Source organism: Rhizobium sp. BK529 (assembly GCF_014194105.1).
Taxonomy (GTDB): Bacteria; Pseudomonadota; Alphaproteobacteria; order Rhizobiales; family Rhizobiaceae; genus Rhizobium.
In genome coordinates, this window is the sequence record NZ_JACIAU010000003.1 from 289,414 (window position 1) to 313,155 (window position 23,742).

22 protein-coding genes are annotated in these 23,742 nt (G+C 60.9%); 12 read left to right on the plus strand and 10 right to left on the minus strand.

Annotation, left to right across the window (positions count from 1 at the left end):
- Nucleotide 1 precedes the first annotated feature (1 nt).
- Nucleotides 2–1,537 (minus strand): histidine ammonia-lyase, encoded by a 1,536-nt coding sequence (gene hutH, locus FHX08_RS21330; protein WP_132656579.1) that lies wholly within the window; start codon nt 1,535–1,537, stop codon nt 2–4.
- The gene (gene hutI, locus FHX08_RS21335; protein WP_132656580.1) at nt 1,534–2,793 is read right to left on the minus strand and encodes an imidazolonepropionase; all 1,260 of its coding nucleotides are present in this window, start codon (nt 2,791–2,793) and stop codon (nt 1,534–1,536) included. Before hutI ends, hutH begins: the two co-directional genes overlap by 4 nt.
- A gap of 124 nt (nt 2,794–2,917) precedes the next feature.
- Here hutI and FHX08_RS21340 point away from each other — a divergent pair, with 124 nt between their 5' ends.
- Together FHX08_RS21340 and hutC are read left to right on the plus strand one after the other, a co-directional pair.
- Nucleotides 2,918–4,264, plus strand: coding sequence for a formimidoylglutamate deiminase (locus tag FHX08_RS21340; protein ID WP_132656581.1), 1,347 nt, complete (start codon nt 2,918–2,920; stop codon nt 4,262–4,264).
- Nucleotides 4,265–4,321: 57 nt separating this feature from the next.
- Nucleotides 4,322–5,047, plus strand: coding sequence for a histidine utilization repressor (hutC, locus tag FHX08_RS21345; protein ID WP_132656582.1), 726 nt, complete (start codon nt 4,322–4,324; stop codon nt 5,045–5,047).
- A gap of 167 nt (nt 5,048–5,214) precedes the next feature.
- Here the strand turns inward: hutC and FHX08_RS21350 are convergent, their stop codons facing one another.
- Entirely contained in the window at nt 5,215–5,925 is a 711-nt protein-coding gene (locus FHX08_RS21350) for an NAD(P)-dependent oxidoreductase (RefSeq protein WP_132656583.1), read from the minus strand.
- A gap of 102 nt (nt 5,926–6,027) precedes the next feature.
- Nucleotides 6,028–7,053, minus strand: coding sequence for a substrate-binding domain-containing protein (locus FHX08_RS21355; RefSeq protein WP_132656584.1), 1,026 nt, complete (start codon nt 7,051–7,053; stop codon nt 6,028–6,030).
- A 274-nt stretch (nt 7,054–7,327) separates the two neighbouring features.
- Here FHX08_RS21355 and FHX08_RS21360 point away from each other — a divergent pair, with 274 nt between their 5' ends.
- The 5 genes from FHX08_RS21360 to FHX08_RS21380 all read left to right on the plus strand — a co-directional run bounded on the left by FHX08_RS21360 (nt 7,328) and on the right by FHX08_RS21380 (nt 13,072).
- On the plus strand, nt 7,328–8,374 hold the full coding sequence (locus FHX08_RS21360; RefSeq protein WP_132656585.1) for a sugar ABC transporter substrate-binding protein: 1,047 nt from the start codon (nt 7,328–7,330) through the stop codon (nt 8,372–8,374).
- A gap of 68 nt (nt 8,375–8,442) precedes the next feature.
- Nucleotides 8,443–9,264 (plus strand): ATP-binding cassette domain-containing protein, encoded by an 822-nt coding sequence (locus FHX08_RS21365; RefSeq protein ID WP_207896886.1) that lies wholly within the window; start codon nt 8,443–8,445, stop codon nt 9,262–9,264.
- Nucleotides 9,261–10,520: a sugar ABC transporter permease gene (locus FHX08_RS21370; protein WP_132656586.1), complete on the plus strand. Its 1,260-nt coding sequence runs from the start codon at nt 9,261–9,263 to the stop codon at nt 10,518–10,520. Before FHX08_RS21365 ends, FHX08_RS21370 begins: the two co-directional genes overlap by 4 nt.
- Nucleotides 10,521–10,545: 25 nt before the next feature.
- A complete protein-coding gene (locus FHX08_RS21375; protein ID WP_132656587.1) occupies nt 10,546–11,274 on the plus strand; it encodes an SDR family oxidoreductase in 729 nt (242 codons plus the stop codon).
- Between the two features lie 163 nt (nt 11,275–11,437).
- The gene (locus tag FHX08_RS21380; RefSeq protein WP_132656588.1) at nt 11,438–13,072 is read left to right on the plus strand and encodes an FGGY-family carbohydrate kinase; all 1,635 of its coding nucleotides are present in this window, start codon (nt 11,438–11,440) and stop codon (nt 13,070–13,072) included.
- 21 nt (nt 13,073–13,093) lie between these two features.
- On the opposite strand, the gene FHX08_RS21385 is transcribed toward FHX08_RS21380, so the two are convergent.
- On the minus strand, nt 13,094–13,990 hold the full coding sequence (locus FHX08_RS21385; RefSeq protein ID WP_132656589.1) for a helix-turn-helix domain-containing protein: 897 nt from the start codon (nt 13,988–13,990) through the stop codon (nt 13,094–13,096).
- Nucleotides 13,991–14,283: 293 nt separating this feature from the next.
- On the opposite strand from FHX08_RS21385, the gene FHX08_RS21390 reads away from it, so the two are divergent.
- A complete protein-coding gene (locus tag FHX08_RS21390; protein ID WP_184327613.1) occupies nt 14,284–15,735 on the plus strand; it encodes an aldehyde dehydrogenase in 1,452 nt (483 codons plus the stop codon).
- Nucleotides 15,736–15,783: 48 nt separating this feature from the next.
- Here FHX08_RS21390 and FHX08_RS21395 read toward each other — a convergent pair whose 3' ends face one another.
- From FHX08_RS21395 to FHX08_RS21415, 5 genes are all read right to left on the minus strand, one after another.
- Entirely contained in the window at nt 15,784–16,020 is a 237-nt protein-coding gene (locus tag FHX08_RS21395; protein WP_132656591.1) for a hypothetical protein, read from the minus strand.
- A 66-nt stretch (nt 16,021–16,086) separates the two neighbouring features.
- Complete coding sequence (locus FHX08_RS21400; protein WP_132656840.1) at nt 16,087–16,329, minus strand: DUF982 domain-containing protein; 243 nt, start codon at nt 16,327–16,329, stop codon at nt 16,087–16,089.
- A gap of 231 nt (nt 16,330–16,560) precedes the next feature.
- A complete protein-coding gene (panB, locus tag FHX08_RS21405) occupies nt 16,561–17,382 on the minus strand; it encodes a 3-methyl-2-oxobutanoate hydroxymethyltransferase (RefSeq protein WP_132656592.1) in 822 nt (273 codons plus the stop codon).
- A complete protein-coding gene (gene panC / locus FHX08_RS21410; RefSeq protein WP_132656593.1) occupies nt 17,379–18,254 on the minus strand; it encodes a pantoate--beta-alanine ligase in 876 nt (291 codons plus the stop codon). Before panC ends, panB begins: the two co-directional genes overlap by 4 nt.
- A gap of 112 nt (nt 18,255–18,366) precedes the next feature.
- Complete coding sequence (locus FHX08_RS21415; RefSeq protein ID WP_132656594.1) at nt 18,367–19,395, minus strand: zinc transporter ZntB; 1,029 nt, start codon at nt 19,393–19,395, stop codon at nt 18,367–18,369.
- Between the two features lie 453 nt (nt 19,396–19,848).
- Here FHX08_RS21415 and FHX08_RS21420 point away from each other — a divergent pair, with 453 nt between their 5' ends.
- The 4 genes from FHX08_RS21420 to FHX08_RS21435 all read left to right on the plus strand — a co-directional run bounded on the left by FHX08_RS21420 (nt 19,849) and on the right by FHX08_RS21435 (nt 23,726).
- Nucleotides 19,849–20,238 (plus strand): cytochrome c family protein, encoded by a 390-nt coding sequence (locus FHX08_RS21420; protein WP_245508344.1) that lies wholly within the window; start codon nt 19,849–19,851, stop codon nt 20,236–20,238.
- 140 nt (nt 20,239–20,378) lie between these two features.
- Nucleotides 20,379–21,197 carry a cytochrome c oxidase subunit II gene (locus FHX08_RS21425; protein ID WP_132656596.1) on the plus strand — a complete coding sequence of 273 codons (819 nt, stop codon included), beginning with the start codon at nt 20,379–20,381 and terminating at the stop codon, nt 21,195–21,197.
- 40 nt (nt 21,198–21,237) lie between these two features.
- Nucleotides 21,238–23,016 (plus strand): cytochrome c oxidase subunit I, encoded by a 1,779-nt coding sequence (ctaD, locus tag FHX08_RS21430; RefSeq protein WP_132656597.1) that lies wholly within the window; start codon nt 21,238–21,240, stop codon nt 23,014–23,016.
- Nucleotides 23,013–23,726 carry a cytochrome c oxidase subunit 3 gene (locus tag FHX08_RS21435; RefSeq protein ID WP_132656598.1) on the plus strand — a complete coding sequence of 238 codons (714 nt, stop codon included), beginning with the start codon at nt 23,013–23,015 and terminating at the stop codon, nt 23,724–23,726. Before ctaD ends, FHX08_RS21435 begins: the two co-directional genes overlap by 4 nt.
- Nucleotides 23,727–23,742 lie beyond the last annotated feature (16 nt).

Genomic DNA, 23,742 nt, shown 5'->3' on the forward strand with positions numbered 1-23,742 from the left:
GTCAGACCTCCAGAGCGGGCAGGATGCCGCTTGAAACGGACGCGTTGAGACCGCCACCTGCAATGAGCATGGCAGCCGCCTTCAGATCATTCGCCATATAGCGATCCTCCTCCAGCGGCGGCACGACGACACGGATAGCGGCAATCGCTTTCTCGAGCTCCGGGCTGGTTGCAAGCGGCGCGCGAAGCTCAACCCCTTGCGCGGCGCTCAGTGCCTCGATGCCGATGATCGCGAAGAGATTTTCGCTCATCGGCAGGAGCCGGCGCGCACCGTGGCAGGCCATGGAGACATGGTCCTCCTGATTGGCCGATGTGGGCGTCGAGTCGACAGATGCCGGATGCGACATCTGCTTGTTTTCGCTCATCAGTGCTGCCGACGTGACCTCTGCGATCATAAGGCCGGAATTCAGGCCCGGCTTCTTGGCGAGAAAGGCAGGCAGGCCATAGGAGAGAGCGGGATCGACGAGCAGGGCGATACGACGCTGCGCAATCGCGCCGATCTCGCAGATCGCAAGCGCAATCTGGTCGGCCGCGAAGGCAACGGGTTCGGCATGGAAATTGCCGCCGGAGACGACGGAATTGTCAGAGAGCACCAGGGGATTGTCGGTCACCGCATTGGCTTCGATTTCCAAGGTGCGGGCAACCGAGCGCAATAGATCGAGGCAGGCGCCGTCGACCTGCGGCTGGCAGCGGATGCAATAGGGATCCTGAACGCGCTCGTCGCCCTCGATATGGCTCTGGCGGATTGGCGAGTCCTCAAGGAGAGCGCGCAGGGCGGCTGCCGTATCGATCTGGCCGCGATGGCCGCGCAGCGTATGGATATCCGGATGGAAAGGGGCAGACGAGCCCATGGCCGCATCTGTCGACATGGCGCCAGTTATGAGCGCCGATTGCGCCGCCCGGTGAGCGCGAAACAGACCGGCGAGCGCCAGAGCCGTCGAGGTCTGCGTACCGTTGATGAGCGCCAGACCTTCCTTGGCGGCGAGTACGACGGGCTGCAAGCCGGCCTTCAGAAGGGCGGTTGCGCCATGAAGCCTTTCGCCGTTGAAGAAAGCTTCGCCGTGGCCCATCATCACGGCCGTCATATGGGCAAGCGGAGCAAGATCGCCGGAAGCGCCAACCGACCCCTTTTCCGGAATGACCGGGATGACGCCGCGTGCCATCATCGCCTCGATCAGCCGCACGAGTTCCAGCCGCACGCCGGAGGCGCCGCGACCGAGCGAAACCAGCTTCAACGCCATGATGAGGCGCACGACATTTTCCGGCAGAGGCTCGCCGACGCCGCAGCAATGGGAGAGAATGAGGTTGCGCTGGAGCGTCGCCACATCGGCGCTGTCGATCTTGATCGAGGCAAGCTTACCAAAGCCGGTATTGATGCCGTAAACAGGCGCATTGCCGGCGGCGATCTCGGCGATGCGGCTGGCAGCTTTGACGATACCGGCGTCGAAGGACGGATCGAGCTTAGCCGGAACGCCGGTCCAGTAGATGGTCGCGAGGTCCCGAAGCGAAACGGAGCCGGGATGCAGGGTGATGGTCATCGGTCGATCCTCTGGCCCTTGAAGATATGTGCGTGAAGCGGGTTGAAGCCGATGCGGTAGACGAGCTCGGCAGGGCTCTCGATATTCCAGATTGCCAGATCGGCAGACTTGCCGGCTTCGATCGTACCGGTTTCGTCAAGCAGCCCGAGCGCGCGGGCGCCCTCGCGCGTCGCCCCGGCAATACATTCTTCCACGGTCAGCCTGAACAGTGTCGCCGACATGTTCATGGTGAGCAGCAGAGAGGTGAGGGGCGAAGTGCCGGGGTTGCTGTCGGTAGCGATCGCGATATGCGCGCCAGCCTGCCGCAGCGCCTGAACCGGCGGCTTCTGCTTTTCGTTGATCGCATAGAAGGCGCCCGGAAGCAGGACGGCAACGGTGCCGGCCGCCGCCATTGCCCGCGCGCCATCTTCATCCAGATATTCCAGATGATCGGCCGAAAGCGCACCATAGGAGGCCGCGAGTTTCGCGCCGCCGAGATTGGAGAGCTGCTCGGCATGAAGCTTGACGGGAATCCCGAGCGAACGAGCCTTGTCGAAGACGCGCCTTATCTCGTCGACCGAAAAGGCGATGCCTTCGCAGAAGCCGTCGACGGCATCGACCAGGCCTTCCGCGCGTGCGCGCTCCAGTCCCGGCAGGACGACGTCGGAAATGTAATCCTGGTTCCGTCCCGTGTATTCGATGGGCGTCGCATGGGCTCCGAGATAGGAAGTGACGACGCGCACGGGACGCAGCTTTTCGAGCGCGCGGGCAGCGCGCAGCATCTTCAGCTCCGCATCGATATTCAGTCCGTAACCAGATTTGACCTCGATCGTGGTGACACCTTCGGAAATCAGCGTGTCGAGCCGCGGCAGCGCCGCCTCGACAAGGCCTTCGACGGAGAGCACATTGGTCGCCTTCACGGAGGAGACGATGCCGCCGCCGGCGCGCGCAATCTCTTCATAGGTCGCGCCTACGAGCCGCATCTCGAATTCGCGGGCGCGATTGCCGCCATAGACGATATGCGTGTGGCAATCGACGAGGCCGGGCGTGACCCAGCGACCTTCGAGATCGGTAATCTCGGCTGCCTCGATCAGCCAGGATGGCAGTTCGCCTTCCGGTCCGGCAAAAAGGATGCGCCCGCCATCGCAAACGACGGCGCCTTTTTCGATAATGCCAAGACCCTGCAGATCCGCCCGCAGCGTCGCCAGGCGCGCATTGCGCCAAAGCAAGCGGGTACTGGAACTGTGGCCCGACCCGGAAAATTTGTTCCCACTCATCAGCTTTACGCCTTTCCTTATGGCCGAATATGTATATACATAATCGAAAGGGTGACAAGTAGAAATTTATGGCCTTTCGCATAAAGACAAGCGGACGGGCCAAACAGAAAACGGGAGAGCGATCATGACGAGACTTTACGCGGCGACGGCTTTGCTGGCCGAAGGCTGGCGCAAGAACGTGCGCCTGACGCTCGCTGACGGCCGGATAGCCGCGATCGAGGCGGATGTCGCGCCGGATGCCGATGACGAGCGCCATGGCGTGTTGTTGCCGGCGATGCCGAACCTTCATAGTCATGCCTTTCAGCGCGCGATGGCGGGGCTAGCCGAAGTCCGCGGCCCGGCCAATGACAGCTTCTGGAGCTGGCGTACCGTCATGTACAAGTTTGCCCTGTCGATGACGCCCGATCACGTCGAGGCTGTGGCCGCCAAGCTCTATATGGAAATGCTGGAAGCCGGCTTCTGCCGCGTCGGTGAGTTCCACTACCTGCATCACGACAAGGACGGCGGCTCCTATGCCAATATCGCTGAAATGGCGGAGCGCATCGGTGCGGCAAGTGCGCAGACCGGCATCGGATTGACGCTGTTGCCGGTGCTCTACGCCCATTCCGGTTTCGGCGGAGCCGCGCCTATCGAGGGACAGCGCCGCTTCATCAATTCTGCCGATGAATTTGCGAAGCTGATGGATGGCTGCCGGCAGGTCACGAGCCGGCTTGATGGCGCAGAGATCGGTGTCGCGCCCCACAGCCTGCGTGCGGTCACACCGGACGAACTCTCCGTTGCCGTTGGGCTCGCCGGTGACGGCCCCATCCACATTCACGTCGCCGAACAAGTCAAGGAGGTCGAGGATTGCCTCGCCTGGTCCGGCGCAAGACCTGTCCAATGGCTGCTCGACCACGCACCAGTCGATCAGCGCTGGTGCCTCATTCACGCAACCCACATGACCGATGAGGAAACGCGCCGGATGGCGAAAAGCGGCGCCATTGCCGGCCTTTGCCCTATTACCGAAGCCAATCTCGGCGATGGCACATTTTCCGCCCCACTTTTCCTGTCGGAAAGCGGGCGCTTCGGCATCGGTTCGGATTCCAATATCCTGATTTCGATTGCCGAGGAACTTCGTCAGCTCGAATATTCGGAGCGTCTGGCATTGCGTGCCCGCAATATCATCGCCGCAACCGGCGGCTCCACAGGCCTGGCCCTTTTCGAACACGCGCTTGTCGGCGGCGGTGTGGCGCTGAAGGCGCCAGCTGGCCTGACCGCCGGCAACTATGCCGATATCGTATCGCTCGACAACAGCGCCGTTTCCTATCTTTCCGAGGACCGGCTTCTCGACCACTGGATCTTTGCCGGCGGTGTGGCGGTCGACGGCGTCTGGGCGCGGGGCCGTAAGCAGGTCGAAAATGGCCGTCATCTGCGGCGCGACCTGATTGACCGCCGTTACACTGCCGCCATGAAGGAGCTGCTGGCGGCATGACGATCTTTCCTCGGCGCCTCCCAGGCGTTACAGCGGGAGAGGAGCCGGAGCGTGACGATGAACGAACCCAAGGAAACGACCTTACACCAGCGCATCCTCAGCGATATCGAGGGTCGTATCGTCTCGGGCGAATGGCCGCCGGGCTACCGCATTCCGTTCGAGGTGGAGCTGACGAAGCAGTACGACTGCTCCCGCATGACGGTGAACAAGGCGCTGACCCAGCTGGTGAAGGCCGGTCTCATCGAGCGGCGCAAGAAGTCCGGCAGCTTCGTCATTCAGCCGCAGGCACAATCCGCGGTGCTCGAAATCCACGATATCAAGGCGGAAGTCCAGTCCCTCAATCTCGCCTATTCCTACAAGGTCGCAAAGCGTGTTCGCAGGAAGGCGCAGGCGCAGGATCGGCAGATGCTGGACCTGCAGCAGAATTCGAGTCTAATCGAGATCATCTGCACCCACTATGCCGGAGCACAGCCCTTCTGCCTGGAAAAGAGATTGATCAATCTTCAGACGGTGCCGGAGGCAGCCGGTGAAGCGTTCGACGAGACTGCGCCCGGCCCCTGGCTCCTGAGCCAGGTTCCCTGGAGCGCGGCCGAACACAAGATCTTTGCGATCGGCGTCGATGAAGAGGAAGGCGCCATGCTTTCCATCCCCGAGGCGACCGCGTGCCTCGTCGTCGAACGCCGTACGTGGAACAAATCAGGCCCGGTCACGCACGTGCGCTTCGTCTATCCCGGCAATCGCCACGCACTCTATGCCCGCTTCGCGCCGGAAGCGGTGAAATAGGCTTGATTTCTCAATGAAAAAGCGCCCGGTCACCTCGTATGGCCGGACGCCTGTTATTGCCGCCGCAATGGGTCGACAACTTCCCAATAGAAAGCGAATTTCCTGACGTCAACATCCCCAAAGCGGCGTATTGCGAAAGTCCACGCCTACGATCAAACGGTAGAGAATTACCCGTTGTCGGTTCGGCTCTTCGGAAACCAACCCAATACCGATCCTGCCTTGGCATTGGATACCGGCCCGCCATCATCGACGATATTGAAGGCACCGGTTGGGGCTCTCTGAACGGCGAGCAGGGCAGCACGGGCAGCATCTTCAACATGCAAGCTAATGGGCCCATTGGGTGCATCGGAGCCGGTTCCCGGCCCATAGAGCAGGCCGTATCGTAGCACCGTGCCTGCAATGCCAGGCGTTGTAAGCGTCAATGTCTCCAGCGTCCGGATCGCGACCGCGCTCTCCTGTAGCGGCGTCTCCTCGGTAAGCGGTGCTGCCCCCTGCTGGTAGACCCAGGCTATGCTCTGCGAAATCAGCCGCTCCGCCCGGGCTGCAACGGCGGCGTCGACAAGGTTTTTCGTCCCTACTTCGCGCAGCCGGGCATTTCGGACGCGCCCTTCTTCCATCAGCGCCGGGTCCAGGCCATGGGGAAGATCGGTCAGCTGATGGATAACGATACCAGGTTTTGTCTGACGCACAGCCTCGATCAGCGCTGCCGCATCGAAGACATCGACGACGACTGGTGTAGCGCCAGCTTGGCGGATGTCGTCCTGACGCTCCGGCTTGCGGGTCGTGCCATAGACGACAAAACCGGCGTCCACCAGCATGGGCAGAAGCTTGTATCCGATTACGCCGGTCGCTCCGGCGAGAAAAATAGTTCCAGCCATTGGAATTCCTCGAAAATCTATCACAGTTGAAAAAGGCGGTATCCCATACGATCATCGAAGAAGAACCGGGAAACGACAATTCGATTCTACGGGAAAAGACGCTTACGCTTCTTGCGCTTCCGGGATGAGCGGCGGCACCTGGATGACGACTGGTTTGTTCGCTCCGGATTCGATGAGCTCGAATACTTTCGTCAGCATGCCCGGCACATCCTGGCGCACCATCTCGATGCCGTTGCCGAGCAGGGTGACGAACGGGTCCCAGTCGAAGCAGCCGAGCACCAGGCTGCGGTCGTCGAGATGGCCGGAGCGGCGGATCCAGCGCATGACACCTTCGAGCGAGATCGTCGAATTGACGAACATGCCTTTGGGCAGGGCATTGCCGCCAAGGGCGCGTTCGTCCAGCGCCTTTTCGGCCTTTTCCGGCGCGTAGCCGCAGGCGAGGATGTTCTCTTCGTGCACGGCGACGTCAAGGTCGGCATGGGCTTTACGAAAACCGCGGATACGCTCGGCCGTGTTGTGGTCGCTGCCGCGGCCGCCGATGAAGAGCAGCGGCTCCATCTTGCCGAGCCTCTGCTCGCTATTCTTCAATATGCGGCGCGTCAGCTCGCGCGCGCCGGCGAAATTGTCCGAGATGACCGACGGGGCAAGGGCTCCGGGCAGATCGAGATTGAGGCTGCGCACCCCTGCGGCCGCGCACATTTCAGTGATCCGGTCGGGATCGGTCGCGCCAGTCGCGATCAGGCATTCCACCTGATAGGAGAGCATGGTGCGCGCCGCCTCGACCTCCAGCTGGGGGTCACGCCGCGTGCAGGTGATGATTGGGAAGAGGCCGCGCGCACGCGCCATGTCTTCGAAGGTTTCGACGATCGAGCCGAAATAGCGGTTATCGTATTTGGGCACGATCATGCCGATAATGTGGGACTTTTCGCGCCTGAGCAGGCTTGCCTGCATGTTCAGTGCATAACCCTGCTCCTCGGCGATCCGCATGATCTTTTCGGCAAGCTGAACACTGATCCTGCGCTTCTTCCAGTTGCCGTTGAGCACGGCGCTGACGGCGCTGGCAGACGTGCCGGCAAGCTCCGCCAGATCGTAAATCGTCGTCCTCTTCGCCTGCTTTACCTGATTCAAAATATCCTTCTCCGTTTGGCGATAACTTGACATCAATCGGCAGAAGTGGCAATTCTTGCTTCATCGATTGAGCAAGCTTGCGCAATCGATGATACAAGCCAACCGGAAAAGTTGGCACAGGGAGGTATTTCTAAGAAGCTGCGGAGAGATTGTGCTTTTGCAGGGGCGCTTTGCTCGTCGTTTTCATGGCGGCGAAGGCGGCGGCGAGCGGGCGAACCGTGGCGACTTCCAGCAATGCCTGGACCTGTCTTTCGATCACACCAAGGAGGAGAAAATGAATTATCGCAATTTGCTTATGGCGTCGGCGACCGTTTTCATGGGTCTTGCCGGTGCCGCCTCGGCTCAGGAAGCCGCGACAGTCGCTTTCCTGATGCCCGATCAGGCATCCACCCGCTATGAGCAGCACGATTTCCCGGGCTTCAAGGCCGAGATGGAAAAGCTTTGCCCGAAGTGCACGGTGATCTATCAGAACGCGAACGCCGATGCCTCGCTGCAGCAGCAGCAGTTCAACTCGGTGATCGCTCAGGGCGCCAAGGTGGTTGTTCTCGATCCGGTTGATTCCGCCGCGGCCGCGGGCCTCGTCGAGATTGCTCAGTCGCAGGACGTCAAGGTCATCGCCTATGACCGCCCGATCCCGGACAAGCCCGCTGACTACTATGTTTCCTTCGACAATGAAGGCATCGGCTATGCGATTGCCAAGTCGCTCGTCGAGCATCTGAAGGCTGCAGGCGTTGCCGATGGTGCGGGTGTCCTCGAAATCAACGGCTCGCCGACCGATGCGGCCGCCGGCCTGATCCGCGACGGCATCCATCGCGGCCTGAAGGAATCGGCCTACAAGACACTTGCCGAATATGACACGCCGGAATGGGCGCCGCCGAAGGCACAGGAATGGGCAGCCGGCCAGATCACCCGCTTCGGCGCCGACATCAAGGGCGTTGTCGCCGCCAACGACGGCACGGCCGGTGGTGCGATTGCCGCCTTCAAGGCCGCCGGCGTGAAGCCGGTCCCGCCGGTCACCGGCAATGACGCCACGATCGCAGCCCTTCAGCTCATCATTTCCGGCGACCAGTACAACACGATTTCCAAGCCGTCGGAAATCGTCGCAGCAGCTGCTGCCAACGTGGCGGTCAAGATGATCAAGGGCGAAAAGCCCGAGGCCAAGACGACCCTCTACAACACGCCATCGGAACTGTTCATTCCCGCCGTCGTTACGGCCGAGAACATCAAGGCTGAAATCTTCGACAAGAAGATCCAGACGCCCGAGCAGATCTGCACTGGCGAATATGCCGAAGGCTGCAAGAAGCTTGGCATCACCAACTAAACGCGCTTGAGTGAGATCCGGCCGCGCTTGCCGCGGCCGGATGACCCATGGCAGGAAAGGCAGCACCCATGAGCAGGGTCGTGAAGGATATGCCGGAGAAGGGTCAGACGATCCTCCGGTTGAGCAACATTTCCAAGCATTTCGGCGCGGTTTCGGCGCTGACCGATATCGAGCTGGAGGTAAAGGCCGGAGAGGTCGTGGCGCTGGTCGGCGATAACGGTGCCGGCAAGTCGACGCTCATCAAGGTTCTGGCGGGTGTGCATCAGCCCTCGTCCGGAACGATCGAATTCTGTGGCCAGAACGTTACGCTCGATAGTCCCGGCAAGGCTCTGGAACTCGGCATTGCCACCGTCTTCCAGGATTTGGCACTCTGCGAAAACCTCGACGTTGTGGCCAATCTCTTCCTCGGGCACGAACTTTCTCCCTGGGGCCTCGACGAGGTGGCGATGGAAGTGCGCGCCTGGACGCTGCTGAGGGAACTTGCCGCCCGCATTCCCTCCGTGCGCGAACCGATCGCTTCACTCTCCGGTGGCCAGCGCCAGACGGTTGCCATCGCCCGCTCGCTGCTGCTCGATCCGAAGATCATCATGCTCGACGAGCCGACCGCTGCACTCGGCGTTGCCCAGACCGCGGAAGTGCTGAACCTTATCGAGCGTGTGCGCGAACGCGGCCTCGGCGTCATTATCATCAGCCACAACATGGAAGATGTGCGCGCGGTTGCCGACCGCATCGTCGTGCTGCGCCTCGGTCGCAACAACGGTGTCTTCACGCCCGACTCTTCCAATCAGGATCTCGTCGCTGCGATTACCGGCGCCACTGAAAACGCTGTGTCCCGCCGGCTCGACCGCAAGACGGGCGCCACTCATGAAACCAGCGGGAGGCCCGCATGAGCCAGAAGATGTCAGAGACTATCAGCCAGCCGGCTGCCCTCGACCGCAGCGACGAACGCGTGCGCCACGACGATAATATCACCGGGATGGTCAAGGCCTTCTTCGACCGCGTGCGCTCAGGCGACCTTGGCATGCTGCCGGTATTTGTCGGTCTGATCGTCATTTCGACGGTCTTTTCGCTGCTCAATCCGGTCTTTCTCGCGCCGAACAATCTCGTCAACCTGCTCTTTGACTGCGCCACCGTCGGGGTGATCTCGCTCGGCATCGTCTGCGTCCTGATGCTCGGAGAAATCGACCTGTCTGTAGGCTCGATGAGTGGGCTTTCTTCCGCCATCCTCGGTGTGCTCTGGGTCAATATGGGCTGGCCGATTCCGCTTGCGATCCTGGTTGCGATCGTCGCCGGCATCGTCGTGGGCTCGCTCTATGCGGTGCTCTACAACAGGCTCGGCATGCCGAGCTTCGTGGCCACGCTTGCCGGCCTGCTCGCGCTGCTCGGCATGCAGCTTTATATCCTCGGGCCGACAGGCAGCATCAATCTGCCCTATGTCTCGCCGCTCGTCCGCTTCGGCCAGATTCTCGTCATGCCCGACTGGCTTTCCTATCTGCTGGCCTTGCTGCCGGGTGTCACCCTTGTCGTCAATGAAATGCGCAAGCGCCGACAACGTCAGGCATCGAACCTGTCCTCACCGCCGATCGGCGCGCTGGCGATCAAGGCGATCGTGCTGACGGCGGCTCTCGAATTTGCAGTCTACTATCTCAATCTCGGCCGTGGCGTGCCGTGGATGTTCGGTCTCTTCGTCGCCATCGCCGTAGTTCTCAATTATGCACTGACGCGAACCAAATGGGGACGCTCCATGTTTGCCGTCGGCGGCAATCGCGAAGCGGCGCGCCGCGCCGGCATCAATGTGCGCCGCATCTACTTGAGCGCCTTCGTGCTCTGCTCGACGCTTGCCACGATCGGCGGCATTCTTTCCGCTTCGCGGCTTGCCTCCTCCAGCCAGCAGGCCGGCACGGGGGACGTGAACCTCAACGCGATCGCGGCTGCGGTCATCGGCGGCACCAGCCTGTTCGGCGGCCGCGGCAGCGCTTATTCAGCCCTGCTCGGCATCATCGTCATCCAGGCGATCTCCAATGGGCTGACGCTTCTCAATCTCAGCTCGTCGCTTCGCTACATGATCACAGGTGCCGTTCTCGCGATCGCCGTCATCGTCGATTCGCTTGCCCGCCGGTCCCGTGTCAGCCACGGCCGCGCCTGATTACGCATTCTCAAGGAGTATTCGCATGACTGATCTCATGAAGGGCAAGGTTGCCGCCATTACCGGTGCAGCATCGGGTATCGGCCTGGAGTGCGCCCGTACGCTCCATGCCGAAGGCGCAACCGTCGTGCTCATCGACCGTGCCAAGGACAAGCTCGAAGCGCTCTGCAAGGAGATCGGCGCGGGCGCCCTGCCACTCGTCGTCGATCTTCTCGATGGTCCGCAGGTTTCCGGCATGCTGCCGCGCATTCTGGAATTGGCCGGCCGGCTCGACATCTTCCACGCCAATGCCGGCGCCTATATCGGCGGCCAGGTCGCCGAAGGCGATCCGGATGCCTGGGATCGAATGCTCAACCTCAACATCAATGCAGCCTTCCGCTCTGTTCACGCGGTACTGCCGCACATGATCGCCCAGAAGTCCGGCGACATTCTTTTCACGAGCTCGATTGCCGGCGTGGTGCCCGTTGTCTGGGAGCCGATCTATACGGCCTCGAAATTCGCCGTTCAGGCCTTTGTCCACTCGACCCGCCGTCAGGTTGCCCAACATGGCGTGCGCGTCGGCGCCGTGCTCCCGGGACCGGTGGTCACCGCTCTGCTCGACGACTGGCCGAAGGCCAAGATGGAAGAGGCGCTTGCCAATGGCAGCCTGATGCAGCCGAAGGAAGTGGCCGATGCCGTGCTCTTCATGCTGTCACGGCCGCGCAACGTGACGGTCCGAGATCTGGTCATCCTGCCGAACAGCGTCGACCTCTGAGGTAGAAAATCCGACCTCGGATTGTTCTAGAGCAATTCCAGCAAAAGCGTGTAGCGGTTTTGCGTCCGGAATTGCATGAAAACAAAGAGATAGAGCGTGCCTGTCATTCTAAAAAAACGGGCATGCTCTAGAACCTGAAACTGCCGATTTGAATCGAGAGATCATGAGCGACACTTCACACACGCCATTAGCGGGTGCCAAACATGTCATCGGTGTCGATGTCGGCACCGGCAGCGCCCGCGCGGGCCTGTTCGACCTTGAGGGCCGGATGCTTGCATCCGCCAAACGGGATATCACCCTGTTTTACGAAACCGGCTCGATCGTCGAGCAGTCGAGCACCGAGATCTGGACAGCGGTATGCGCTGCCGTCCGCGAGGTCGTCGCCGCAAGCGGCATCGATCCGGCCTCCGTGGCGGGTCTCGGTTTCGACGCAACCTGCTCACTCGTCGTGCTTGGCGATGGAGGCAAGCCGCTTCCCGTCGGCCCGTCCGAAGATCCGGACCGCAATATCATCGTCTGGATGGACCATCGCGCCGTCCCCCAGGCCGAGCGCATCAATACGCTTGGTCACGACGTGCTGCGTTATGTCGGGGGCCGTATCTCTCCCGAGATGGAAACGCCGAAGATCCTCTGGCTGAAGGAAAACCGCCCGCAGGTCTTTGATGCTGCCTGGCAATTTTTCGATCTCGCGGATTTCCTGACCTGGCGGGCGACCGGCGATCTGTCACGCTCCACCTGCACAGTCACCTGCAAATGGACCTATCTTGCCCACGAGAAGCGGTGGGATGCGTCCTACTTCCACCAGATCGGTCTCGGCGCACTCGCCGATGAAGGTTTTGCTCGTATTGGCCAGGCGATCGTCGAACCGGGTTCGGCGCTCGGCCAGGGCCTGACGGCGGCTGCGGCCGGGGAACTGGGCCTTGTCGAGGGAACGGCGGTTGCTGCCGGCCTGATCGATGCCCATGCGGGCGGGATCGGCACCGTCGGTATCGGGGCAGGTCCGCAGGCCAACCTCGGCTATGTCTTCGGCACTTCATCCTGCACCATGACCTCGACGTCAGAACCGGCCTTCGTGCCCGGCGTCTGGGGTCCCTATTATTCAGCGATGGTGCCGGGCATGTGGCTGAACGAGGGCGGCCAGAGCGCAGCGGGTGCCGCGATCGACCACCTGCTTTCCTTCCATCCGGCTGCAGCCGAGGCGAGGGAGCTATCGAAGCGCAATGGTATGCCGCTGCCGGTCCTGCTCGCCGACATGGCGGCCCGGAAGGCGGGCCACTCTTCTGACGCCGTCAAGCTCGCGACCGGTCTGCATGTGGTTCCGGAATTCCTTGGCAATCGCGCCCCCTTTGCTGATCCGCATGCCCGTGCCGTCGTCGCCGGGCTCGATATGGAAAGAGATCTCGACAGCCTGGTTTCGCTTTATGTTGCCGGGCTCTGCGGCATCGGTTATGGCCTCAGGCAGATCATCGACACGCAGGCCGATGCCGGGGTCACTGTCGATAATGTCGTCATCAGTGGCGGCGCCGGCCAGCATGATTTCGTGCGCCAGTTGCTTGCCGATGCGAGCGGCAAGCCGGTGGTCGCGACGAAGGCCGAAGAGCCCGTCCTACTTGGCGCGGCCATCCTCGGCGCGGTTGCCGGCGGACTGTTTGCGGACATGCGTGCGGCAATGACGAAACTCTCCACCGCTGACGAGACCTATCAACCGGCAGAAGGCGCAATCGCCGATCTCCATGCGAAGCGCTACGAGGGTTTCAGGCAACTCCAGGCGCTGACGCGGACGTTGCGGCAGTTCTGATAGCCGCGTCGTCCGGGTGGCTTACGGCCAGGCGGCAAAGGACGGGGCGATGCCTTTCTCCGATTGCGCGGCAATCCGGCGCCGGTAGGCGCCGGGCGGTTCGCCGACACGGCTCTTAAAAAAACGGCTGAAATAGGCGGGATCGCGAAAGCCGAGCCCGAAGCCGATTTGTTCGACGGATTGCTCCGATTGCCCGAGGCGGAGCTTTGCCTCGGCGATCTGCCGTTCATGGATCAGTTCCATCGGTCTTCGGCCGGTGCCGGCAATGCAGACCCGGTGCAGATGGTCATAGGTAATCCCCATGGCGCGCGCGATTTCGGCAATCGCCGGCTGCTCGCGGTAGCGCAGTTCGACGATCTGCCGGAAGCGCTGCAGCGTCGTTGCGCCGGTGCCCGACGTTTTGGTCGGGACCGAAGCACCGGAGGCTCGCCATATCAAAAGCAGCAGTACCGAAAAATAGGCGCCGACTATCGCGGCCCCTCCCGGAAGGTGGTCCTGCGTCTCCTGTGTCATCACCTCGAAGCCACGCCCGATATCGCCTGCATGTGTCCGGAGATTGTCGCCTCGTGCGACGGCGATGCGCTCGATCATGTCATGCAGTTGCGCGGCAGCCGGACTGTCATCGACCGTTCTCCAGACAAAGTCTTCGGCAGCCGAAAGCATTGCCCCCTCGCTGCCGGCAGCAAGAACGAATGTTCCCGATACCCGTCGCGGCAACCAGAGCGCGGCAGGTGCGGGAAGCTCAAGCTCCTCCTGGCCTTCGATGCACAATGTCGCCCGGCCGCGCGAGACGAAGAAGGCTTGATAGAAGGGGCGGTTGCCACGGGCGCCGAGGCTCCAGGTCTGGCTGCCGAGGCCGGCGGCAATCGTCGAAGCGGTGACCGACAGAGCCGGCATATCGAGCAATTTTTCAGCCATGAAGAGCCTCAGAGTTATATCCGGTCGCAGCGATATCCTTAGCCGGAAAATCATAGAAAAGTGCAACGAAATGCCAGAAAAATCCATTCAATTTCCCGGCCGATTGGTTCCTACTAAATGCTGAGGAGAGCCTGAAATTCAGGTGATAGGGGCGAGGAACTTCCATGAAAAAGATCGATCTCTTGGCGTGAGCGCCGGATTCGAATGAGTCCCGGCTATGCCGGAAACCAGCAGACATCATCGCGCCGATCCCTCTGCGAGGCAAACCGGACGCATATCTGAAAGGGAACGATATGGTTGACCTGATGCTTCTCATTGGCGGCCGCGCCCTGCCGGCTTCGAACGGCGCGACTTTCGAACGGTTGAACCCGATTACCGGGCAACCGGCAACCACGGCCGCAGCGGCAACGCTGGAAGATGCACATGCAGTTGCTGCGGTTGCAGCCGCAGCCTTTCCGGCCTGGTCGGCGCTTGCACCGACCGAACGCCGCAAGCGCCTTTCGAAAGCCGCAGATATCATGGATTCCCGCACCGGCGAATTCATCGCCGCCATGGCGGAGGAAACGGGGGCCACTGCCGGCTGGGCAGGCTTCAACGTTTACCTCGCCGCCAATATGCTGCGTGAAGCCGCCGCCATGTGCACCCAGATCACCGGCGAGGTCATTCCCTCCGACAAGCCTGGCCTGTTGGCGATGGGCGTGCGGCAGCCGGCTGGCGTCGTTCTCGGCATCGCGCCCTGGAATGCCCCTGTCATTCTCGGCGTGCGCGCTATCGCCCTGCCGCTCGCCTGCGGCAACACCGTCATCCTCAAGGCCTCGGAGCTTTGCCCGAAGACGCATCACCTGATCGGTGAGACATTACAGGAGGCGGGTCTTGGCGAGGGTGTCATCAACGTGCTCACCAATGCACCTGCCGATGCCGCGACGATCGTCGAAAAGATAATCGCCCATCCGGCGGTGCGCCGCATCAATTTCACCGGTTCAACCCGCGTCGGACGGATTATCGCCGAGGTCTGCGCCAGCCACCTGAAGCCCGTCTTGCTCGAGCTCGGGGGCAAGGCGCCTTTCGTCGTTCTCGATGACGCCGATATAGGCGAAGCTGTGAAAGCTGCCGCCTTCGGCGCATTCATGAACCAGGGTCAGATCTGCATGTCGACCGAAAGGATCGTAGTCGACGAGGCGGTGGCCGACAGCTTTGCCGATCAGTTTGCCAGCAAGGCCTCGACGCTCGTTGCCGGTGATCCGCGCCAGAGTAATTCACCGCTCGGCTCGATGATCGGCATTGAAGCGGTCAATCGAGTCAATGGCCTGATCGAGGATGCTGTCTCGAAGGGTGCCCGCCTGCTTGCCGGCGGGCGCGCGGTCGGGACGCTCATGGATGCGACTGTGCTCGACCATGTCACGCCGGCAATGCGGATCTACAGCGAGGAAAGCTTCGGCCCGGTTGCCTGCATGGTGCGGGTGCGCGGCCTTGATGAGGCGGTCCGTGTCGCCAACGATACCGAGTATGGCCTGTCCGCGGCCGTCTTTGGCCGGGACGCCGCCCGCGCGATGGAGGTCGCCCGGCGGATCGAAAGCGGCATCTGCCATGTCAACGGCCCCACGGTGCACGATGAGGCGCAGATGCCCTTTGGCGGCGTCAAGGCGTCTGGCTATGGCCGCTTCGGCGGGAAGGCCGGCATCAACGAATTTACCGATTTGCGATGGATCACGGTGGCGTCGCAGCCAGGACATTATCCGATCTGAGGATCGGATTTCGGGGGGCGGGTGAAGGGATGGCACTCGGGTTCCGCCTCACAGGCGGTGGCATACTGTCACGACCTCGGTACGCGGTATGTAACGGTATTCGACGATCATATCGCTGCAATCGAGACGGCGGCGCTCGACATAGTGCGTGCGAACGACGGGCCTGGAACGATGCTTCACGATAGGCGGCCGCTCATACCCTTGGATCATATCGGCAGACATGGCCGGAACCGTCGCACTCGTTATCGTGGCCAAAGATAAGAGCGATATCAGCAAGACGCGCATGCTGCCTCCCCCTGTCAAGAAAGTGCGGACGCAGCCTGTGCGTCCGCCCGAAAGTTTCAGCAAGGTTCAGTGCTTGGTGAGCTTCGCCTCTTCCGCAGCGGCGAGAAAATCCGCCCTTGCCGTTTCCATACTGACACGTCCTTCGACGGCGCCTTTGCAGGCATTGCTTGCCTTGACGAATTTTGCTCCCGTTCGCTGCGGCCACATGTCTTGAAGACAAATGAGCGCGTCGAACGGACCTCTGACAATTTGCGATCCCGCGTGACCGAACTTGATTTCGATTGGTTCACTCCATTGTGCGTTGGGCATTTTTCTCCTCCTGTCCCGGGCGCCACAACGTCGCAGACGAGATATTTGTTCCCGCTCTATCGAGCAGTTGGTTAACGGCGGCTTTTGTCGACCGGATGCCAAGCTGCAGTGCTTCAAAATGCCATCAGATATTTTCGTTTCGTGATGACCTAAGCAATCGATTTCGTTGCTTCGGAGCTGGGCGGCTTCCCAGCTAATCAGGGGAAAACTTTTCCTAAGAACTTTCCGCAATCAGGATCGTCTCTTGAAAGTATGTTCAGCCGCCGGAAACCGGCGGGCGCGCACATCGGCAGCGTAGTCTGCCGCCGCTGCAGAGACGCGTTTTCCGAGTTCGTCGTAACGTTTGACGAAACGTGGCGTAAAATCATTGAAGAGCCCGAGGATATCGTCGGAAACCAGGATCTGTCCGTCGCAGGCCGATGAGGCGCCGATGCCGATCGTCGGCACGGGCGTGGCGGCAGTCACTTCGCGCGCCAGGGACTCGACGGTCCCTTCGATCACGAAGGCGAATGCCCCGGATCCGCCGATGGCATGGGAGTCGCGCCGGATTTTCGCAGCCTCGTGTTCGCTGTGTCCGACCGAGCGGTAGCCGCCTGCGGTATGGACCAGCTGTGGCATCAGGCCGATATGGCCAAGGACGGGAATACCACGTGCCGTCAGAAAGCCGATGGTCGCAACCATTTCTTCGCCGCCCTCGAGCTTAACGGCATCGCAGCCCGTTTCCTGCAAGATGCGAACCGCGTTGCGAAATGCGACTTCCTTCGATTCCTGATAGGTCCCGAAAGGCATGTCGACGACGACGCAGGCACGGCTGACGCCGCGCATGACCGCCTTGCCGTGAGCGATCATCATGTCGAGCGTGACGCCGATCGTGGACTCCATGCCGTAGAGCACCATGCCCAAGGAGTCGCCGACCAGCAGAAGATCGCAATGTTCGTCGAGAAGGCGGGCGACAGGCGTCGTATAGGCCGTCAGGCAAACGATCGGCGCCGTTCCCTTCATGGCGGTGATGCTCGATGGCGTAAGACGTTTCTGAAATCCGGGTGTGCTCATCGCTCCGCTCCAATTCTTGCGCTGTCGCGGCCGCCGATCACTCTGTTGTCCAGAAGCCGCGTCGTACCGATCCGCACGAAGAGTGCAACGACCACAGGGTCCTTGATGGCGGCAACAGGATGCAGGGTCGACGCATCCCTGACGGCGACAATCTCCGGGTTGGCCAAGGGTTCCTGACCGAGGAACGCCTTCAGACAGTCTTCGAGTTCCCTGGGATCGCTGATGCCATCGGCAACCAGCCGTTCGGCCTCATCAAGCGTTTTTGGGACGATGACTGCCGCCTTTCGCTCTGCCTTGCTGAGATAGACATTGCGCGACGACAAGGCGAGACCATCCTCATCCCTGATTGTCGGAACCGCGATGATCTCCACCGGTATGGCCAGGTCGGCGACCATGCGCCTGATGACAACGACCTGCTGATAATCCTTTTCGCCGAAATAGGCTTTTTGAGGCTGTACGATGTTGAACAGCTTGCAGACGACGGTCGCCACGCCGGCAAAATGCCCTGGGCGCACCGCCCCTTCCAGCTCGTTGCCGATCTCCGGCACATCGACTGTCGTCAGCATCGGCTCTGGATACATGTCGTTGACAGCAGGCGCGAAAAGCATATTGACGCCTGCCTGCTTCAGCATCTGAGCGTCCCGTTCGAGATCGCGCGGATATTTGGCGAGATCTTCCGACGGCCCGAATTGAAGCGGGTTGACGAAAATCGAGGCCACCAGAATATCGTTTTGACACCGAGCGCGCGAGACCAGTTCCATGTGACCGGCATGCAGGTAGCCCATGGTCGGCACAAAGCCCACCGTCCGGTCGTGTCGCCTCAACGCATCGAGCGCCGAGCGCAACTCGCCAATTTTGGAAAATATTCGCACTGCTTCCTCCACTTCGCGGTCATGCAGATTGCTATTATCGTCTTTGGGTCAACGGTGCGTCAGGAATAATATCGATTAGCTATCCCGCAGATGATGCTTTCCCTTCAGTCGCTCAAAGCCACTTGATCCGCCTGAGGATCATCAGCGTCGCAATCGATGTGATCGCGACGAAGGCAACGATGATAATGAAAGCCCAGGTATCGTTGACACCGGGGATTCCGCCGACATTCATGCCGAACAGGCCGGCCACCACGCTCGGCGGCAACAGCAGCGCTGCGAGCGCCGCGAGGCGGTTGGAATTGCGGGCGATCCGCTCGCTGATGACAGTGGACAGGTCGTCATGAAGAATGCTGGTGCGGTCGCGGATGGCGTCGAGATATTCGATGAACCGCATCAGCTTGTCGATCACCTCACGGAAGCGCAGCTTGTCGCGCTCCTTCAGCCAGGGGGCGTCGTCATGTTCGATGCGGTTCAAGGCGTCGCGCTGGGGAGCCAGATAGCGGCGAAGCTGCACGGAGCGGCGGCGTAGCTGCTTCAGTCGCTCGCGCACTTCGCTGGCTTCGCCATGAAAGATCAGCTCGTCGAGCTCGTCGACCTCTTCGTCCATCGTGTCGAGCACCGGCTCGAGGTCGCGTACCAGTTTTTCGCTGACAAGGGCGAGAAGTTCACCTGTTTGTCTCGGGCCTTTGCCTTTGTCCAGGGCGAGGCGGATATCGCGCAAGGCGGTTATGTAATGGCCGCTGTCGCGCAGGGTCACCAGCCTGCGTTCGTCGGCCCATATATGAAGGGGGACGAGGTCAATTTCCTCCGATCCGGCTTTTGCCTCTTCCGGCGGTGCGGCGCAGACACTGCGAAGAATGATAAGCAGCCCGTCATCGATGTTCTCGACACGCGGGCGCGATTCCTCCTGCAGCAAAGCGTCGGCGACCAGCGGGTCGAAGCCGCCTCTGGTTGTCACCCATTCCGCCGCGGCCGGATGATCGCGCTCCAAATGCAGCCAGATGATACCGTCTTCAGGAGTCCACCGACGTGCCGTTTCCATATCAAGTGTCCGACAGCCGCCGCTTCCGTCCAGAAGTACGGCAAAACGCAGGCCCGGCTCCAAGCCGTAATTTGCAACAGTCGTGACCTGTTCGCCCATCAAAAACCTCCACCCGACAAAGTCCACCTCCCGCATGCCCATATCAAGAGCTTAGCGAGTCGCCGCCGGGCGGCAAGACGATCAATCATCGGTGCCGTGGGACCAAAATTGAAAGCACATTAAAATCTGGGGATGGTCTGATCGGTATGCTCTCTCGACAATCCGAAATGGCGGTCAGCGCGTTTGATGGACCTCTTCAGGGCGGGCTTCCTGCCAACCCATGGCGCCGCATGCTGCTCGAGGGGCGATCTCCATCAATTTCTCGCCGAGAGCGGCGTGGCGGAGCCGGCAGGCCGTTCTTGGCGCGAGCCCCCACCGCCTGCGTCATATTGTGCGACCGATTGACTTGCACCCGCGAAAGACTAAGCTTTAATCATCGCTAACATACCCCGCGCGGCAATAGCAGTGGGGGGTATGAGTGGCTGGGCGACCTTGAGGAGGATGAGGTTTGCCGTGAACTACCGTGCTGTACTGCTGATCGGCGCCTTCATCATCACCCTTTCTCCCGGCAACGTCGGGGCGCAGGAGGGTGACCCCACTGCGGGCGCCACCGTTTTCAAGAAATGTGCGACCTGTCATGTCGCCGAATCCGATACGAACAAGGTCGGACCGTCACTGAACAAGCTGTTCGGCCGGAAGGCCGGGACGCATCCAGATTTTGCCTATTCGCCTGCGATGAAGGCGGCCGGTGACGGCGGTCTTGTCTGGGATGAGGCAACGCTGCGCGACTATCTGCACAATCCGAAAGTGAAGGTGAAGGGCACGAAGATGACCTTTGTCGGTCTGAAGGACGATCAGGAAATCACAGATCTCATCGCCTATCTCAAGCAATATTCCAAATGACGGCACTACCCCAAACGGCGGACCGCGGCGGCGGTCCATGCCTAAACTGCGGTAATTGCCGGTATTTTCTATCTGTGCGATAATAAATACGGACTTTTGCGGAATACGGTTTCACGGTCAACTGCTCGGGAGGAGCGGACATGGCTGTCGTGCTGATCCTTGTCCTGATAATCGTCGGCTCGGTGCTGTTTCACGTGCTGAGTCCATGGTGGTGGACGCCGATCGCGTCCAACTGGACCTATATAGACAGCACGCTCGTCATCACCTTCTGGATCACCGGCATCGTCTTCGTTGCAGTGATTTCCTTCATGGCATACTGCGTCTTTCGCTTTCGGCACAGGCCGGGGAACCGGGCGCATTACGAGCCCGAGAACCGAAGGCTGGAAGTGCTGCTTGCCTCCGGAACGGCCGTCGGCGTCGCGGCGATGCTGGCGCCCGGTCTCATCGTTTGGAAACAGTTCATCACCGTGCCTGCCGATGCCGCATCGGTGGAGGTCGTCAGCCAGCAATGGCAGTGGAGCTTCCGTCTGCCGGGTGCTGACGGAAAGCTTGGTCGCGCCGAGACGCGCGACGTAACTCCCGAAAATCCGCTTGGCCTCGACAAGAACGACGCAAACGGCCTGGACGACGTCATCATCGAGGGCGGCGAGCTGCATCTGCCGGTCGGCAAGCCGGTGCACATATTGCTGCGCTCCGTCGATGTGCTTCATGATTTCTACGTGCCGGAATTCCGCGCCAAGATGGACATGATTCCCGGGATGGTTACCTATTTCTGGCTGACACCGACACGGACGGGGACGTTCGAGATTCTCTGTGCAGAGCTCTGCGGTCTCGGCCATCCGCAAATGCGCGGCACCGTCGTGGTCGACAACGACGCGGACTATCAGACCTGGCTCGGGCAGCAGCAGACATTCACCCAGCTTACAGCGTCATCGGCAGCGGCGCCGCAGGCGAACTAAAAGAGGGCGGAACGCCGCGTCGAGAAAGGGAGGAGATATCATGGTCGAGATTCCATCCGATAGCGGGGCCGTCATCCCGGCCGCCGAGGTCGAGGATGTCGAGCTTTATCATCCGAAAAGCTGGTGGACGAAATATGTGTTCAGCCAGGACGCCAAGGTCATCGCCGTGCAATATGCGCTCACTGCCATCTCTATCGGGCTGGTGGCGCTGGTGCTCTCCTGGCTGATGCGGCTGCAGCTTGCCTTTCCCGGCTATTTCGCCTTCATCGATGCCGATCACTACTATCAGTTCATCACCATGCACGGCATGATCATGGTGATCTATCTGCTGACCGCGCTGTTCCTCGGCGGCTTCGGCAACTACCTTATTCCGCTGATGGTCGGCGCGCGCGACATGGTGTTCCCCTACGCGAACATGTTGAGCTACTGGATCTATCTGCTTGCGGTGCTGATCCTGGTCGCCGGCTTTTTTGCCCCCGGCGGCCCGACGGGCGCCGGCTGGACGCTTTATCCGCCACAGGCCGTTCTCTCCGGTACACCCGGCGGCAAGGACTGGGGCATCCTGCTGATGCTCACCTCGCTGATCGTCTTCATCATCGGTTTCACCATGGGCGGTCTGAACTATGTCGTGACTGTGCTGCAGGGACGGGCGCGCGGCATGACGTTGATGCGCATGCCGCTGACCGTCTGGGGCATCTTCACCGCGACAGTGATGGCGCTGCTTGCCTTTCCCGCTCTTTTCGTCGCCTGCGTGATGATGTTGTTCGACCGCGTGCTCGGCACCAGCTTCTTCATGCCCGCCATCGTCGAAATGGGTGAGCAGCTGCAACATGGTGGCGGCAGCCCGATCATGTTCCAGCACCTGTTCTGGTTCTTCGGGCATCCGGAGGTCTATATCGTTGCACTTCCGGCCTTCGGCATCGTTTCGGACCTGATCAGCACGCATGCGCGCAAGAATATCTTCGGCTACCGCATGATGGTCTGGGCGATCGTCATCATCGGCGCACTGAGCTTCGTCGTCTGGGCCCACCACATGTATGTCAGCGGCATGAATCCGGCCTTCGGCTTCTTCTTTGCCACCACGACGCTCATCATTGCCATTCCAACGGCGATCAAGGTCTACAACTGGGTGCTGACGCTCTGGCGCGGCGACATCCACCTGACGCTGCCCATGCTCTTCGCACTCGCCTTCATCGTCACCTTCGTCAATGGCGGCCTGACCGGTCTCTTCCTCGGCAATGTCGTCGTCGACGTGCCGCTGTCGGATACGATGTTCGTCGTGGCGCATTTCCACATGGTCATGGGCGTAGCACCGATTCTCGTCATCTTCGGTGCGATCTACCATTGGTATCCGAAGGTGACTGGCCGCATGCTGGACGAGACGCTTGGCCGGATCCACTTCTGGATCACCTTCCTCGGCACCTATGCGATCTTCTTTCCGATGCACTATCTCGGCCTGCTCGGGGTGCCGCGTCGTTATTACGAACTCGGAGAGACGGCGTTCGTTCCGCCTTCGGCCCATACGCTGAACATCTTCATAACAGTCATGGCGCTGATCGTCGGGGCCGCACAAATGGTCTTCCTCTTCAATCTCGCCTGGAGCCTTCGGCGGGGCAGGGAAGCAGGCGGCAATCCATGGCGCGCAACGACGCTCGAATGGCAGACGCCGCAGACGCCGCCCGCGCACGGCAATTGGGGCAAGGACCTGCCCGTTGTCTACCGTTGGGCCTATGACTACAGCGTGCCAGGCGCGGCCGAGGATTTCATTCCGCAGACGGTGCCGGCAAACGACGGCGTCACACGGGAGGTTGTCTCATGAACGTGATGCTGATCTTCCTTGCTGCTATCGGCGCCATCATCATTTGGTATCTGGCTGGACAGCGGCTGACTTCGAAGCCCTGGCTCGAAACCGGGTCGGTGATGCTGCCGGCTCACGAGGGCACCGATCGAGAGCCAGTACCGGCGGTGAAAATCGGGCTCTTCATATTTCTGGGTGTCGTCGGCGCGCTGTTCAGCCTTGCCATCAGCGCCTATTTCATGCGCATGGCGTCGGCCGACTGGTGGGGAATGCCAGTTCCCCGACTGCTCTGGATAAACACTGCAGTACTTGCCCTGAGCAGCGCTGCGCTGCAATGGGCGAAAGATGAAGCACGGCATGGTCGCATGGATGCCCTGCGGCCGGCGCTTGTTAGTGCATTTGCCCTTGCCATGTTTTTTCTCGTCGGACAGATCCAGGCATGGCGGGAGCTGACGGCGGCGGGCTACGTGCTTGCCGACAATCCCGCCAACAGTTTCTTCTATATGCTGACCGGTCTGCACGGGCTGCATATTCTCGGCGGGCTTGCCGTCCTCGCGCACACGACGGTCCGGGCATTCGCGGCCGAAATCGCGCCGGAGAGGCTGCGGCTCAGCGTCGAGCTTTCCGCCATCTATTCGCATTTCATGCTCGTCGTCTGGCTTGTGCTCTTTGCGCTCTTTGCCGGTTGGGCGAATGATTTCGTCGATCTCTGCCGCACTTTGCTGAACTAAGGGGCTAACCAGGGGA